Annotated in this window: 12 protein-coding genes; 7 read left to right on the forward strand and 5 right to left on the reverse strand. The window is 58.8% G+C overall.

Translation table 11 applies throughout. From position 1 onward, the window contains the following. Positions 1-109 precede the first annotated feature (109 nt). Genes VGR81_14545 through VGR81_14555 form a run of 3 tightly spaced genes read left to right on the forward strand, consistent with a single transcriptional unit; the run spans position 110 to position 5319 of the window. Entirely contained in the window at positions 110-2596 is a 2487-nt protein-coding gene (locus VGR81_14545; GenBank protein HEV2290159.1) for an ABC transporter permease, read from the forward strand. A gap of 33 nt (positions 2597-2629) precedes the next feature. Continuing rightward, positions 2630-4000 (forward strand): sigma-54 dependent transcriptional regulator, encoded by a 1371-nt coding sequence (locus VGR81_14550; GenBank protein ID HEV2290160.1) that lies wholly within the window; start codon positions 2630-2632, stop codon positions 3998-4000. Next, positions 3997-5319: an ATP-binding protein gene (locus VGR81_14555; GenBank protein HEV2290161.1), complete on the forward strand. Its 1323-nt coding sequence runs from the start codon at positions 3997-3999 to the stop codon at positions 5317-5319. Before VGR81_14550 ends, VGR81_14555 begins: the two co-directional genes overlap by 4 nt. Positions 5320-5921: 602 nt before the next feature. Here VGR81_14555 and VGR81_14560 read toward each other — a convergent pair. Further along, positions 5922-6257 carry an STAS domain-containing protein gene (locus VGR81_14560; GenBank protein ID HEV2290162.1) on the reverse strand — a complete coding sequence of 112 codons (336 nt, stop codon included), beginning with the start codon at positions 6255-6257 and terminating at the stop codon, positions 5922-5924. A 447-nt stretch (positions 6258-6704) separates the two neighbouring features. After that, positions 6705-7643, reverse strand: a complete 939-nt coding sequence (locus VGR81_14565) for a cation diffusion facilitator family transporter (GenBank protein ID HEV2290163.1) — start codon at positions 7641-7643, stop codon at positions 6705-6707. Positions 7644-7861: 218 nt separating this feature from the next. Between VGR81_14565 and VGR81_14570 the strand changes: the two genes are divergently transcribed. Then, complete coding sequence (locus tag VGR81_14570) at positions 7862-9052, forward strand: MBL fold metallo-hydrolase (protein HEV2290164.1); 1191 nt, start codon at positions 7862-7864, stop codon at positions 9050-9052. Positions 9053-9072: 20 nt separating this feature from the next. Here VGR81_14570 and VGR81_14575 read toward each other — a convergent pair whose 3' ends face one another. Together VGR81_14575 and VGR81_14580 are read right to left on the reverse strand one after the other, a co-directional pair. After that, positions 9073-9423, reverse strand: coding sequence for a carboxymuconolactone decarboxylase family protein (locus tag VGR81_14575; protein ID HEV2290165.1), 351 nt, complete (start codon positions 9421-9423; stop codon positions 9073-9075). Positions 9424-9485: 62 nt separating this feature from the next. Then, entirely contained in the window at positions 9486-9974 is a 489-nt protein-coding gene (locus VGR81_14580) for a DUF2784 domain-containing protein (GenBank protein ID HEV2290166.1), read from the reverse strand. 115 nt (positions 9975-10089) lie between these two features. Between VGR81_14580 and VGR81_14585 the strand changes: the two genes are divergently transcribed. From VGR81_14585 to fdhD, 3 genes are all read left to right on the forward strand, one after another. Continuing rightward, positions 10090-10590, forward strand: coding sequence for a PH domain-containing protein (locus VGR81_14585; GenBank protein ID HEV2290167.1), 501 nt, complete (start codon positions 10090-10092; stop codon positions 10588-10590). Between the two features lie 127 nt (positions 10591-10717). Next, complete coding sequence (locus tag VGR81_14590) at positions 10718-12994, forward strand: FdhF/YdeP family oxidoreductase (GenBank protein HEV2290168.1); 2277 nt, start codon at positions 10718-10720, stop codon at positions 12992-12994. A gap of 30 nt (positions 12995-13024) precedes the next feature. Beyond that, positions 13025-13882, forward strand: a complete 858-nt coding sequence (fdhD, locus tag VGR81_14595) for a formate dehydrogenase accessory sulfurtransferase FdhD (protein HEV2290169.1) — start codon at positions 13025-13027, stop codon at positions 13880-13882. A gap of 79 nt (positions 13883-13961) precedes the next feature. Here the strand turns inward: fdhD and VGR81_14600 are convergent, their stop codons facing one another. Then, the gene (locus tag VGR81_14600) at positions 13962-14993 is read right to left on the reverse strand and encodes a YncE family protein (protein ID HEV2290170.1); all 1032 of its coding nucleotides are present in this window, start codon (positions 14991-14993) and stop codon (positions 13962-13964) included. Positions 14994-15069: the final 76 nt, after the last annotated feature.

Here is a 15069-nt window from a genome sequence, read left to right on the forward strand (position 1 = left end):
GGATCCCTAGAGTCTCTGCATTCTGTGGTAAACTGCTGACATCCCAGTACTTGCCGTATGGCCGTTTCCGGCAGAGGACGTGCCTCGGCATTTCTGGAGGATCATTGACGTGAATAGTCTCTGGCAAGACCTGCGCTTTGGGTTTCGATCGCTGAAGGCAAATCCCGGTTTTTCCGCTGTGATTATTCTGACGCTCGCGCTCGGCATCGGCGCAAACACGGCTATTTTCAGCGTCGTCTATGGCGTTCTCTTGCGGCCCCTCCCGTATCCGCAGCCGGATCGCATTACGCAGCTTTCTGTCAGCTACAATGGCAAGCTCGATTATTCCGGCTTTACTGCGCGCGAATTCGCGTTCTGGAAATCGCACAGCGAGCCTTTCCAATACGTGGCTGCGACGACTCAGGCGGGTTTCAATCTCTCCAGTGGAGAGCAGCCGCTGCGCGTTCGCGCACTGCGGGTTTCGTCGGATTATTTTCGTGTCCTCGGCGCCGAGCCTGCTCTTGGCCGCACATTTTCGCCGGACGAGGACAGTCCCAGTGGCCCGAACACCGCCATCCTGAGTTACGGTTTGTGGAAATCGCAATTCGGCAGTGAGAACGGCATCATCGGCAAATCAATTTCGCTCGACGGCAATCCCTTCACTGTGATCGGCGTCATGCCAGGTGGCTTTCACAGCCTTCAAGGCGCGTGGGGGCCGGGTGGGAGCCCATCCGCAGATCTGTGGACAACTATAGCGCAGGTCGACCGTACCATGGGTGCCGGAACCAACTACGTCGTTCTTGCCCGTCTCAAGCCAGGCATTTCGTTCGCGCAAGCCGATAGCTATCTCGGGACTGCGTTTGGCCCGTTCGTCAAGGAATCCCAGTCCCGCCGCTTTTCGCCAAAGAATCATGCAGCTTTGAGCGTCCAGCCATTGCGGTCGATGATTTCCTTCGGCTATCACACGCCCCTGCTCGTGCTCTTCGGCGCGATCGGATTTGTACTTTTGATCGCCTGTGTCAATGTCGCGAATTTGCTGATGTCTCGCGCCGCAGGTCGCAGCAAGGAAATTGCTGTTCGAACGGCGCTGGGTGCGACCCGCGCGCGTCTTTTCCGGCAATTGATTACCGAGAGTCTCTTGATTTCCATCATTGGAGGCGCGCTGGGATTGTTGCTTGCGGATTGGGGATTGAATTTGCTCCTGGCGCTGGCGCCGCCGGATTTGCCGCGCGTGCATGATATTTTCCTCGATCGCTGGGCGCTTGGTTTCACGATTCTTGCTTCGCTTCTCACGGGAATTCTGTTCGGCCTCGCGCCCGCATTTCAGTCGTCCAAAGCGGATCTCAATAATTCGCTGAAGGAAAGCGTTGGACGCGCCACCTCCGGGACGGCCAGGCGCCGATTGCGCAATTCTCTCGCCGTGGCGGAAATCGCGCTGTCGTTCGTTTTGCTGGCAGGCGCCGGGCTTCTGATCGAAACTTTTGCGAACCTGATGAACACGAATCCTGGTTTCGATCCAAGCCCGATTCTCGTGCTCAATACCTGGACCACGGGTCAACACTTCGCTCAGCTGCCTGCCAATGCCACTCCTGCGCAGGAAAATGCGCGCGCTGCGGAAATCAACCGCTTCTATCAGGGAATTTTGGGCAAAGTGCAGTCCATCCCCGGCGTGCAAAGCGCCGCTGTAGTGGGCGAAGGCTTGCCCTTCGATTTTGGTGGCAATGACTTTATCTGGCTTCCCTCGGAAGGCCAGTCTGCGGGCATCTCCTCTGATATTCGCACCGTAAGCCCGGATTATTTCCGCACGCTGGGAATTTCGCCGTTGCGCGGCCGGTTTTTTTCTCCAGCGGATTCGTCCGGCGCGGCCAAAGTGGTCGTCGTCAATCAGGAATTTGTGCGCGAGAAATTTGCCCATAGCGATCCCATCGGACAAAATCTCGAGATAGAAGGCGGCCAGCCCTGGCAAGTTGTGGGCGTGGTGGGCGATGTGAAATCGCAATTGGACCAGCCGGCCCCGCCAACCGTTTTTGTTCCTCTTGCGCAGGATTCAGGAGCAATTCAGGGTTATCAGTCGTGGTTCCCGGTGTCGATTCTCGTGCGCACGGCGCAGCCGCCTTTGAGCTTGAGCCACGCTTTGGAAACGGCAGTTCACGATGCCGCGCCGGATTTGCCGACCGGGCACATCGAATCCATGGATCAGATTCGCTCGACGGCGCTTTCTTTCCAGCGATTTCTGATGTTTCTGATGAGCGTCTTCGCTGCTCTTGCGCTCATCCTCGCCGCTGTGGGAACTTACGGCGTCATGGCCTATTCTATCGCGCAGCGAACACACGAGATTGGCATTCGCATGGCGCTGGGGGCGCGCCCTTCGGATGTGTTGCGCATGGTGATCGGTCAGGGCATGCTGCTCGCGGCCATTGGGCTCTTATTGGGAATTGGTGGCGCGTTGGAAACCACACAGCTCCTGGCTTCGCAACTCTACGGCGTGAAGCCTACGGACCCGGTTGTTCTCGCCGCTGGGATCGGCCTGCTCGGGCTCGTCTCATTGCTGGCATGCTATATTCCGGCGCATCGTGCCGCGCGCGTCGATCCTTTGGTGGCTCTGCGTTATGAGTAGTTGCTATTCCGTTTTCTTGGGAAGGCTGGACCAATGACTTCACTCGATACACAGCGCTGGCGCGTTCTCGTCGCGGACGATCAGCCGGACGTCCGCGAAGCGCTGCGGCTGCTCCTCAAGGGCGAAGGATTTGACACGGATGCCGTTCCTTCTCCCGCAACATTGCTGACTTCACTTGACACCCGCGAATACGACGCCGTTCTCATGGACTTGAACTATGCGCGCGATACGACTTCCGGCCAGGAAGGGCTCGACCTGCTGACGGAAATTCGCACGCGCGATGGCAGCCTTCCGGTCATCGTGATGACCGCCTGGGGCAGCCTCAATCTCGCCGTCGAAGCCATGCGCCGCGGCGCCAAGGATTTCATCCAGAAGCCCTGGGAGAATGCGCGCCTGCTGGCCATTTTGCGCACGCAAATCGAGCTGGCCCACGCTATTCGCCACAGCGTGCGTCTCGAGGCGGAAAATCGCCTGTTGCGCGCCGATGGCCGCCCCATGCTCATCGCCGAATCCGCCGTCATGCGTCCAGTGATGGAATTGATTGCGCGCGTCGGCCCTTCGGACGCGAACATTCTCATCACCGGCGAGCATGGCACGGGAAAAGAGGTGATTGCGCGAACGCTTCAGGCGCTTTCTACGCGCGCGGGAAAGCCTTTTGTCACGGTCAATGCCGGCGGCCTGCCCGAAGGCGTCTTCGAAAGCGAGCTTTTCGGCCACGTCAAAGGAGCGTTCACCGACGCCAAAGCTGACCGCGTTGGCCGCTTCGAGCTGGCCGATGGCGGAACGCTCTTCCTCGACGAAATCGCCAACGTGCCTTTGAATTTGCAGGCCAAGCTGCTGCGCACTTTGGAAATTGGCGAACTCGAACGCGTCGGCTCCTCGACCACGCGCCGTGTGGATGTGCGCATCCTCTCGGCCACGAACGCCGACGTGCAAAAAGAAGTCGAATCCGGCCGCTTCCGCGAAGACTTGCTTTTCCGTTTGAACACCATCGAGATTCATCTGCCACCTTTGCGCGAACGCAAAGAGGATATCCCGCTCCTCGCCATGCATTTCCTGCGGCAATCCGCGCAGCGATATCGCAAAAGCATCAAGGCGTTTGAGCCCACAGCGATGAAGGTTTTGATGGATCATCCCTGGCCCGGAAACGTTCGCGAGCTCGACCACTCCGTCGAGCGCGCCGTGCTGCTCGCCGAAGGCCCGGAAGTCCGCGCCAGCGATCTTGGCCTTCGTCCCGTGCGCGAGGGAAATATACGCATCGAAGATATGGGCCTGGAGGACGTCGAGCGCGCTTTGATTCAAAAAGCCATGAGCCGCTATGGCGGAAACGTGAGCCACGCGAGCAAGGCGCTCGGGCTCAGCCGCAGCGCGCTCTACCGGCGCCTGCAGAAACATAGTTTGTGAAGCCTCTCGCCTACGAACGCCGCATTCTCATCCGTGCCCTCCTCGCGGGGCTTTCCGGATCGACGGTAGGGCTTGTCCTTCTTTGGACCGGCCAGCACGATCCGAAGATCGTATGGACGCTCACGATTGTGATTGTCGTCTCATGGCTCGCGTTTGCGTTCAGCGCGCAGAGCCGCGTCACGTTCCCTTTGCGCACTGTGTCCAACATGCTTGCCGCTCTTCACGAAGGTGACTTTTCCATTCGCGCCCGCGGCGCGGAAACTCCCGACGCCCTTGGCGAAGTGATGCGCGAGGTCAACGCGCTCGGTGAGACGCTCTATCAGCAGCGCCTCGGCGCCGTGGAAGCGACGGCTCTGCTGCGCAAGGTGATGGAGGAGATCGATATCGCTGTCTTCGCGTTCGATTCTTCGAATCGCCTTCGTCTGCTCAATCGCGCCGGCGAGCACATCCTGAATCGGCCCGCGGAGCGCGCTCTGGGCCGCACAGCCAAGGAACTCGGCGTGGAAATCTGCCTGACCGTTGAAACGCCTCACGTCGCGCAGATCGCTTTTCCCGGCAAAATGGGCCGCTGGGAAATTCATCGCGGCAACTTTCGCGAAGGTGGCAAGCCGCATCAGTTGGTTGTTATCTCCGATCTCAGCCAGGCTCTTCGCGAGGAGGAGCGCCTTGCCTGGCAGCGGTTGATTCGCGTCATCGGCCACGAATTGAATAATTCCCTCGCGCCGATCAAATCCATCGCGGAAAGCCTTTCCGGCCTTATGGCGAGGTCAAAGCGTCCTTCGGATTGGGAAGATGATTTGAGCCGCGGACTTACCGTCATCGCCAGCCGTACCGACGGTTTGTCTCGCTTCATGAATGCATATTCGCGCCTCGCGCGCCTTCCCGCGCCGCAATTTCGTCCCATGGAAGTTGGCCCGTGGGTTCTCCGCTCCGCGGCGCTGGATCCGCGCATGCAGATCCCCGTTCAGGCGGGACCAGAGCTTACGATTCAAGCGGATCCGGACCAGCTCGATCAGGTCCTCATCAATTTAGTAAAAAATGCCGTCGAAGCCGCGAGCGAAACTGGCGGCGGCGTGAATGTCGGATGGGAAGCGCGGGATGGTACGCTGGAAGTTTGGGTCCGCGACGAAGGCCCGGGAATTCCGAGTGCCGCGAACCTTTTCGTGCCGTTTTTTACCACCAAGCCCAGCGGCTCCGGCATCGGCCTGGTTCTCAGCCGGCAAATCGCTGAAGCTCATGGCGGAAGCCTGAGCCTGGAAAACGTCGCAGTCGGCCACGGTTGCGAAGCGCGGCTGCGCCTGCCCGTGAACAAGAACTAGCCATTCAGCAGGTTTGTCCCAGCCGCACAGAAAGGCTCATGTTCTCGTCTTCCAGAATTCCAGGGACGGTTTTTCAAAGGCCACCCCTACGCGCAAATCCGAGTGCCGTGGTCTTTTTTCGAGTCCGACGACGTAGCACTCCTGCTCCTTATTTGTGACTCGGTTCGTCAGCAACAGCTTTTGGCCGCAGCGCACGGGAGCATCCAGCCGCAGAAGGCCCCCGCCGGCATTCACCTGTAAAGTATTCGTCTCTTGATGAAAGGGCCGGTCGTCGGCGGTATAGCCGTAGACAAAAAGAGGAATGTAAATGCTTTGGCGTGAGCTACTTCGGCGGTCTTGGCCCCGCCCATCCCCCGAAAATGCCCCCTGCGAACCCGTATGCGCACTTCGCTCCCTGAACGGCCCGGAGCTGTTCACTAAATCCCAGATTAAGCTCATACGCCACCTAGTGGCGGGGACGGTTGGACGCTAGGTAAATTATACGTCAGGACCGGCGATTTGGGAACAACCGTGGCAGGCCGGAAAGCCAGGGAGAACCATGCGAAGAAATGCGGCCCCGAGCTTTTTGCCGGGGCCGCTTGGTGTCTAAAGATACGAGTTATTTACTTGCCGAAGCTCTGCACCGCGGCTGCTTCGCTGTCGTAGACGTCGAAGACCGTCATCAACTTCGTCACTTGCAGGACTTCCTTGAATTTCGTCCCAAGATTCGAAAGCTTGAGCGTCCCGCCCTGCGAGCGCGCGCTGTGGAACGTCGCAACGAGCGTGCCCAGGCCGGCGCTGTCGATGTACGTGACGTTCGACATGTTCAGCACGATTTTCTTGTGATTGCTCGCCAGCAGGCTCTTCACCCGCTCCCGGAACGAATTGCTCTCTTCGCCCAGCACAATTCGTCCGTCCAAGTCCACGACAGTGACCCCGCTCACTTCTCGATCAGTCATTCTCAGTGCCACGTTTTTCGCCTCCTGGCCAGTTCAAGTTTCATTGCCGGCGTCTCCGCGACGCTCCACCCCAGTCAAGCATTCTCGAATCATCCGGCTCAGTAATAATCCGAACAGGACATATAGTATCCGCAAGCATCGCAAACCAGCTTGCAGCGGTGCTGCTCCAGTCGCCGATAACAAACAGGGCAGTAAACCGAAGCATGCACCGGATCCACCCCTGCTTTCGCCGGCTCCGCCCGCTTCGATTCGCTGGACAATCTCTCGACGCGCGTCCGTCGCGGTTGTTCCATCCCCATCGGCCCACCGTTTATAGCACATCCCGCGCAACCGGCAAAGCTCTGCCGTCCTCCGGCCGGAAGCGCGATTTGGCAGCGCGGTCAGTCGCGCCGCGCGTTTCTGCAGCCTGCTGAGCGGGGCTTTTCTGGGCGTCTGGAGGGCCGGTTTCTAGGAATGGCGCATCGGCTCGGGCATGAAGTAGCCCGCGTCAGAGGGAAGTCCTGCGCGTTCGAATTGAATCGTCGTGTGCGTGATGTGAAATTCGCCGGCTAGCCTTTGCTGGATGGCCATCAGAATTTTTTCGCTCTCTTCCATGTGCATGTCGGGGATCCGCACATGGCAGGAAAGGGCTTGCAAATTCGTTCCAATCGTCCAGATGTGGATGTCGTGCACTTCCTGAACATTATCCACTTTAAGAATGGCTTGCGCCACGTCCTCGAGGCGCAAATCGCGCGGGAGGCCTTCGAGTAAAATGTGGCTGCTCTCCTGCAAGATTCCCACGGCGCTCCAGAGCACCATCACGCCGATGGCCATGCCGATCGCGGGGTCCACCCAGCGCGCGCCCGTCCAGCGAATCGCCAGCGCTCCGGCAAAAATCGCGACGTTGGAAAGCGCATCGCCGAAATTGTGAATCAGAATGCTGCGAAGGTTCAGGTCCTCGCGCCCGCGCACAAGCGCCAGCGTGATTCCGCCATTGACGCCCAGAGCAAACACGGCAACCCAGAGCATCAGTCCGGTTTGCACTTCCAATGGCCGGCGCATGCGCGTGTAAGATTCGATCAGGATATACAGCGCCACTAGAATCAGCACGATCGCATTGACGAACGCCGCGAGAATTCCTGAGCGGTGGTACCCATAGGTTTTTTTCGGCGTGGGCGGCCGCACGGACAATCGCACGGCGATCCAGGAAATCAGAATCGTTGGTATGTCGGTCAGATTGTGTACGCCGTCGCTGATCAGCGCGATGGAATGGCCGAGCGTGCCAGCCGCAAATTCAGCTACGACGAGCGCAAGTGTCGCCACCATCGCGCCGGCGAGGACCGCGCTTGATCCTGCGGCGTGCCCGTGCGCATCTCCTCCGTGAGCGTGATGCCCGTGCGCATGCATGTTGCGATTCTACCTTCAGAGACGCGCCGCGCGCAGCCTTCGCAAAAAAATTCCGCGCAGATGACAACCCTTCTGTACGCAAGCTCACCACCACGACACGCGCAGCCAACTTGCATTTGACTTCACCTTCCGCCGCCCCTACGATGAAATTGATTTCAGAATTTTTTCTCTCGCGTTTCGGGGGTGGGGGTCTTCTCGCTCGCGCGAAAGCCCCTGCAATGCATCGCAACGTCGCCAAGCTGACTTTTTGGGGAGTGCGTGGTTCCATTCCGACGCTCGACCGCGGAATGTGGCGCTACGGCGGAAATACGCCCTGCATCGATATCGCCGCGCCAAACGGGACTCGCTTCATTCTCGACTGTGGCACAGGCCTGCGCATGCTCGGAAATCATTGGTCGAATTCCGAAGGCGAACATGCCGAGCAAGCTCACGTTCTCGTCACGCACTATCACTGGGACCATATTCAAGGTGTCCCTTTTTTCCGCCCCTTTTATTTGCCGCAAAATGATTTTCATTTTTACAGCTTCCAATCCAAATATCTCGGCCGCGACAGCCTGCGGCAGGTGCTCGAAGCGCAACTGGCGCGCCCGTATTTTCCCGTGGACCTGACGCTTATGCACGCCCGCCGCGAATTTTCGGAAATTTCCGGCGGAACTGAATTTGAAGTCAAAGGGACGAAGGTGAAGACGCAGTGGCTGAATCATCCGCAGGGCTGCCTCGGCTACCGGCTGGAAACCCCCGCGGGAACCATTGTCTACGCGACCGACAACGAGCCCGGTATCCCGGAAATGGACGCAAATTTGCGCCGCCTTGCCGAAGGCGCCGACGTTTTCATCAACGATGCGCAATGCTCGCCCGAGCAGCTCGCTTCCACGCGAAAAGGCTGGGGCCATTCGAGCTGGCTGGAGAGCGTGAAACTGGCGCGTGAATGCGGCGTGAAAAATCTGGTGCTGTTTCATCATGACCCGGATTCCTCTGATCGCGTCGTGGACGGCTATCTGCATGCCGCTCGCCAGGAATTCTCGAATACCTGGGCTGCCACAGACGGCATGGCCGTGCATCTGTGCGACAAGACCGCGGAATTCAAGCTGCGCGAGTCACGCGTCGGCCAGCGCCGGCCGGTGCATTTTTCCGCCACGGTCAGCGGACACGCCAAGGATGGGACTCGCTTCCAGGAATACGCCGTGATGAAGGAATTGAATTTGCGCGGCGGCTATATGTGGCTTTCGCACGCTCCGCAACTGCAATCGCAAATCCACATTCGCGTCGAATGCGGCACGGCCGAACAACCCAACGCCGTCGCGCTCCGCGGATCAGTGGTTCATTGCGACGCCGCTCGAAAAGACGATCGCGTCGGAGTCGGCGTAATTTTCATCGACGACAGCGAGACGGCTCTCCCCTTCGACTGAGCCGGTCTTTCCACTTCTACTCATGGCTTCAGCGCCGGAATTTCGCGCATGCGCGCAAAGGCGCGGCGCACGTGCGGAATGGTGATCGAGCCGCCGACAATCAGAGCGACATGGAGCGCGTCGATGACTTCATCGCGCTTCCATCCAACCTCAGCGCTGCGCAGCAGGTGATACGTGACGCAATCGTCGCAGCGAAGCACGGCGGAAGCGACGAGTCCGAGCAATTCTTTTGTCTTTTCCGGCAGCGCGCCAGATTCATAGGCCTGATGGTCGAGCGCGAAAAAGCGCTTCATGCCCAGATGGCCACAGTCGAGAATTTCTTCGTTCATCTCCGCCCGGAGTTTTTCGAAGTCTGAAAGTTTGTCCGCCATTCGTTCCTCCCGCGCATCGCGCGAATCGCCATTATGCGCGGAAAAGCGCGCCGCGCGCCAGTTCAACCGAGCGAGCCTCGCCGCCAGAAACGCCATGCGTAGAGGCCCAAATTGAATGCGCAGACGAAAACCGCGACAGTAATAAGCAGCGCAAGCGGCACGTTCGGATAAACCGTGGCGTCCAAATAATGCAACAGGAACGGGCCATGATAAGGCGAAACGCCCGCGCGAGCTTCGCACCAATTTTCGGCCAGCGTCAGGGGACAAACAAGAGGAGTGGTCTCCGCAAAAATGCCGTAAACGATCGTCAGGATATGGACGATCGCGAACCGCGGCCGGCTGCCCGTAAAGAATGCGCCGAAAATCACCCAGCTGATGAAAAGCAAATGCGCGATCAGGATCGTGTCCGCTGCGAAAATGTAGATCTTGCCGGCCATCGCATCTGGCGAATTGCACTTCGCCGCGCCCTTTGTGGTGCGCAGCAATGGCCAATTATAGCCCGTCGCATCGCCTCCGCGGCCTCTTGCGTCCTGGAGTTCCCTGCCTCTCAAATTTTTTGCGCGCTGTGATATAAACGTGCGAATCGTCGGCGATGCGTTTGACTATCTCCGTTTTTCATTACGATGTTGCGGCGGATAACTGTGCAGGCATGCGAGGAGAGCGCGAATGGGCTACATCGATAAGAATTTGGTCCCGGACGAAACGGTGATTTACGAAACCCGGCTGCACTGGATCGTGATGCTCGGCCACATGATTGTGGGAATCTTGCTCCTGGCGCTCCCGGGACTGATCCTCATCGTTTATGCGCTGACGCAGAAAGGAATTGCCGTTGGGAACGCGCACCTGATGGAAGCCGGCGGCGCCGCATTGCTCCTTTGCGGCGTGGCGACGATTTTCGCGGGAATGCTGCGGCGGAACGCCACGGAAATGGCCGTGACGAACCGCCGCGTGGTCATCAAAAAGGGTCTGGCCAGCCGCACCACCATCGAAATGCTGCTGAATAAAGTGGAAAGCATCGAAGTCAGCGAGACACTCTTCGGCAGAATGCTCGGTTATGGAACGATCGTCGTGATCGGCACCGGCGGAACGCCTGAGCCGTTTCAGAAAGTCGCGCATCCTCTGGAGTTTCGCAGTCAGGTGCAGCAGCAGATCGAAAAGCTGCATTGAAAAGTGGATTGAAAAGCCGCGAATGCCGCGGCTTGACCGAGAAGCGGAATCACGGTAAGACAAATATGGCGAGGCAGAGGCAGCGAAGTCCGAGCAGAAGTATTTCCGCCGCACGGAGACCAGAATTATGGCGAACGAAACGACGAGCAACGGCGGCGGGAAACACAAAGAGTTGGTGAGTCTCGTTCCTTACGGCCTGAACGAACGGCATCCTCGCGCCTACAAGGAAATTCTCAGCACAATCTGGGAAAACCGCGACCAACTGGGCTACGCATGGCGCATCTTGAACGACGGCTGCTGCGACGGCTGCTCGCTCGGCACCACGGGGATGCATGATTGGACGATGGATGGCGTGCATCTTTGCGCGCTGCGGCTCAAATTGCTGCGGCTGAACACCATGCCGGCAATGGATTCGCGCCTGCTGGAAGACGCCGATGCGCTCGCGAAAATGCGAACGCGGCACCTGTCGCGGCTCGGCCGGCTTTCCGTCCCGATGATTCGCCGGCGCGGTGACAAGGGATTTCGCCGCATTGCGTGGGAAGAGGCGCTGAAAATTGCAGCGCGGGGCCTCTGCGAGACGGATCCGAGGCGCTTGGCGTGGTTCCTGACCTCGCGCGGAGTGACCAACGAGGCGTATTACGCACACCAGAAGGTCGCGCGATTTTTTGGCACAAATCATGTGGATACCAGCGCGCGCATCTGCCACGCGCCGAGCACGGCCGGGCTGATGGCTACGGTCGGATGCGCGGCGACGACGTGCTCCTATTCGGATTGGATCGGCGCGGACCTGCTAATCCTGATTGGGACGAACCTGCCCAACAATCAGCCTGTGAGCACGAAATATCTTTATTACGCGAAGCAGAAAGGCACGAAAGTTTTTGTCGTGAACCCGTATTTCGAACCGGGCCTCGAGCGCTACTGGGTTCCTTCCGTGGCGAAGAGCGCGCTCTTCGGAACGCGTTTCGCCGACGATTTTTTTCAGGTCCACATCGGCGGGGACATTCCGTTCTTTTATGGCGTGCTGAAGCATTTGATCGAAAACAATTGGGTGGACCGCGCATTTGTCGCCGAGCGCACGGCGGGATGGAGCGACGTCGAGGCAAGAGTGAAGAGCCTCCCGTGGGAGGCCCTTGAGCGCGGCTCGGGCCTGGCGCGCGCCGACATGCTGCGATTCGCCCAGGCCTTCGCGAAGGCGCGGCACGCCATCGCCGTCTGGAGCATGGGAATCACGCAGCATCGCTATGGCAGCGACAACGTGCGCGCGATCGTGAATTTGCAGCTTGCCAAGGGCAATATCGGCCGACCGCACACGGGCTTGATGCCGATTCGCGGTCACAGCGGCGTGCAGGGAGGCGCGGAGATGGGCGGCCAGCCGTCCGCCTACGCGATGGGCTTGCCCGTGAACGACGAAAATGCGCAGCGTCTGGCGCAGCCGGATCTTTGGGGTTTTGTGCCGCCGACATGGAAAGGACTAACGGCGGCGCACATGATCTTGGCAGCGGAGCGTGGAGAAATCGATGCCCTCTGGCAGAGCGGCGGAAATTTTGTGGATACGCTCCCGGAACCGGAGCGCGTCAAAAAAGCCGTCGGAAATATCAAGCTTCGAATCCATCAGGACATCGCCGTCAGCTCCAACATGCTCGTCGAGCCGGCGGACACCGTGCTTCTGCTGCCCACGCGGACGCGTTATGAGCAGCGCGGCGGCGGCACGGAGACGAGCACGGAGAGGCGCGTCATCTACAGCCCGGAAATTCCCGGGCCGCGCCTTCCGGAAACCAAAGACGAGTGGGGAATTCCAGTGCTTGTGGCGCGCCAGGCCGATCCCACGCGCGCTGCGAAAATTTTCTCGTGGAAAGACACGCAGGAGATTCGCGACGAAATCAACCGCGTCTGCCCGGCATACAATGGCATTGGGAACCTGCGCAAGAAGGGCGACAATTTTCAGTATGGCGGGCCGCGGCTGCTCGCCGATCGTTGCTCGACGCCGGATGGCAAGGCCCATTTCAGCGTCGTCGAATTGCCCGAAGAACGCGTCCCTCCGGGGCATTTCCTGCTGGCGACGCGGCGTGGCAAGCAATTCAACAGCATCATTCACGCCGCAACGGATCCGCTCACGGGTGCGGCGCGCGAGGATATTTTCATTTCGCCGCAAGACGCGGAGCGCTTGGGCTTGACGAACGGCGATGCCATCCTCGTGCGCAACGAGCGCGGCGAATTTCGCGGACGCGCACGAATCGACCGCGTGAAGCCGGGCAGCGTGCAGGGCCACTGGCCCGAAATGAATGTTCTTATTGCTGCTGGATGCCTCGATCCAAGCGGTGTGCCGGACTACAACGCCGTCGTGGAAATCATCCCGGCATCGCGAGCGGCTGAAACGGTGCCCGAGGCTATGACGACCGCGTAGAGGCACGAAAGGAATAGCTGGAGAAAGCCAATGGCAGCAGGCCCGCGCGATATTGATGTCACGCTGATTCACGAGTGGGCCGCTGGCCGTGTTCGCGCTGCGCAGGATTATCTGGCGGGCGAAGAGCCGCTGGAAATTCGCGCCAATGGGCGCGCGCTGAGCGTCACAATGCGCACGCCGGGCCACGATTTGGAATTGGCCGCGGGTTTTCTTTTCACCGAAGGGATCATTCAAACACGCGATCAGATTTTGTCCATCGCACATGCGCAGGAATGCAAGGCGGCAGAGCGCGGAAATATCGTCTTGGTCGAGTTATCCGCCAACACAGACCTCGAATTGGAGAAGACGCGAAGAAATTTTTTCGCCGCTTCGAGTTGCGGCATCTGCGGCAAGGCTTCCATCGACGCGGTGCGCGCCCGCGGAGTGAAAACGATTCAATCGCAATTGCGCATCGAGCCGGAAATTTTGTGCCGCATTCCGGAGGCGCTGCGCGCGGGACAGCAAATCTTCGGCCGCACGGGAGGGTTGCACGCGGCGGGATTGTTCGACGCGAACGGCAAGCTCATCCTCGAACGAGAAGACATTGGCCGCCACAACGCCGTGGATAAAATCATTGGCTGGGCGCTGATGCAAGGCAAGCAGCCGCTTTCCGATTGTCTGTTGATGGTCAGCGGGCGCGGCGGATTCGAAATTGTGCAGAAGGCCGCGATGGCGGGTGTGCCCGTTGTCGCGTCCGTTTCCGCATGTTCGAGCCTCGCAGTGCAATTCGCGCGCGAAATGGGTATGACGCTGATCGGTTTTCTGCGTGACCAGCGCTTCGTCATTTACTCAGGCGGCGAGCGCTTAGGGTTGGCTGCAGAGCAAGCTTTGCGGCCAGTGGATTCCTAGTAGAGAGAGCACAGGCCTCGCGCAAAGAGATAAGCACACGAGGTTTCCCTGCACAAAATTCCTGCGGTGCAACCTTAAATTACTGAACCGCGTACACGTAAACCTCGCCCGGAGCCGTGCCCTGTGGAGGAACGGTAATGAACAAGCGTCCCAGCGAAGGCGCGAGAACTTCATTCTTGCCGCCGGGCGCTGAACTAACTTTGTCCAGTAACGAGTAATGATCTGCGTCATCCTCGTGATAGACGAAAAGCGCGCCGGGCGCAGTGCCGCACGAGGCGTAAATCCTCTTCGATTGCGCATCGAAAATCAGGTCGTCAACTCCCGTGGAAATAGGCAAGGTTTGAAGCTCTTTTCCCGTTTCGCTATCGAAAACAACGATGACACCGCTGCGGCATGCAACGAATAACCGATGCGATGCTTCATCGAAAGCCATGGCCACATTACGCTTGCCCATCGTGACGGGCCACCGCGCGAGAAGTCTCCGAGTTTCGCGGTTGATCACGTCCACTTCGCTCTTTGAAGGATTGTTCTGGTAGATCTTCGCGCTGCCTTTTGCGATAGCCATGGCTTCGAGCGTGTCGCCATCAATCTGGATGTCCGCGACTTTCCTTCCCGTATTCGTATTGATCACGCTGAGCATGGAGAAAGTTTCGTGCGCATCGCCGCCGCCGTTGACGACGTACAGAAAATGCGTCGCGGGATCATAGCCGATGGAATCGGAATCGACCCTGAGCTTTGCCGCGCCGAGCAAGCGATAAGTCCGGCCATTGTACATCTTCACCTCGCCGGCGCCGCCGTCGGTGATAAAAATGCGGTTGAGGTCCTCGCGCACAAAGATGGCATGCGGAATCCCAATGCCGGTGATGGCGCGGATAAATTTGCCGGTGTGCAAGTTGAAGACGAGAACTTCATGAGCGGTTTCCGCTGCAAGAAACAGGCGATTGCCGCGCACATCGACACTGAGATGGTCGAAGCGGCCTTTCACATCCGCCGGCATCGGATATTTCGCTACGAGCTCGATAGGCTCGGCTGCGCGCACGGGCATTCCAAGCGTCAGGACGAATAGTGCTGCCAGAAATGCGAAATAGTTTTTTCCCGTAATTGTTTTCATGATATTCCTCCGGCGAAGCGAGACGGAACAAACCCATACCACGAACCGTGAATCCGGAAAAGCAGGAACAGAGAAG

It is taken from the genome of Candidatus Acidiferrales bacterium (genome assembly GCA_035934015.1).
In the GTDB taxonomy this organism is placed as follows: Bacteria; Acidobacteriota; Terriglobia; order Acidiferrales; family UBA7541; genus DAHUXN01.

Excerpts from the sequence above, each read along its gene's own strand:
- VGR81_14550 (HEV2290160.1), top strand. The coding sequence starts at position 2,630 with ATGACTTCACTCGATACACAGCGCTGGCGCGTTCTCGTCGCGGACGAT.
- VGR81_14560 (HEV2290162.1), bottom strand. The coding sequence starts at position 6,257 with ATGACTGATCGAGAAGTGAGCGGGGTCACTGTCGTGGACTTGGACGGA.
- VGR81_14565 (HEV2290163.1), bottom strand. The coding sequence starts at position 7,643 with ATGCATGCGCACGGGCATCACGCTCACGGAGGAGATGCGCACGGGCAC.
- VGR81_14570 (HEV2290164.1), top strand. The coding sequence starts at position 7,862 with ATGCATCGCAACGTCGCCAAGCTGACTTTTTGGGGAGTGCGTGGTTCC.
- VGR81_14575 (HEV2290165.1), bottom strand. The coding sequence starts at position 9,423 with ATGGCGGACAAACTTTCAGACTTCGAAAAACTCCGGGCGGAGATGAAC.
- VGR81_14585 (HEV2290167.1), top strand. The coding sequence starts at position 10,090 with ATGGGCTACATCGATAAGAATTTGGTCCCGGACGAAACGGTGATTTAC.
- VGR81_14590 (HEV2290168.1), top strand. The coding sequence starts at position 10,718 with ATGGCGAACGAAACGACGAGCAACGGCGGCGGGAAACACAAAGAGTTG.
- fdhD (HEV2290169.1), top strand. The coding sequence starts at position 13,025 with ATGGCAGCAGGCCCGCGCGATATTGATGTCACGCTGATTCACGAGTGG.
- VGR81_14600 (HEV2290170.1), bottom strand. The coding sequence starts at position 14,993 with ATGAAAACAATTACGGGAAAAAACTATTTCGCATTTCTGGCAGCACTA.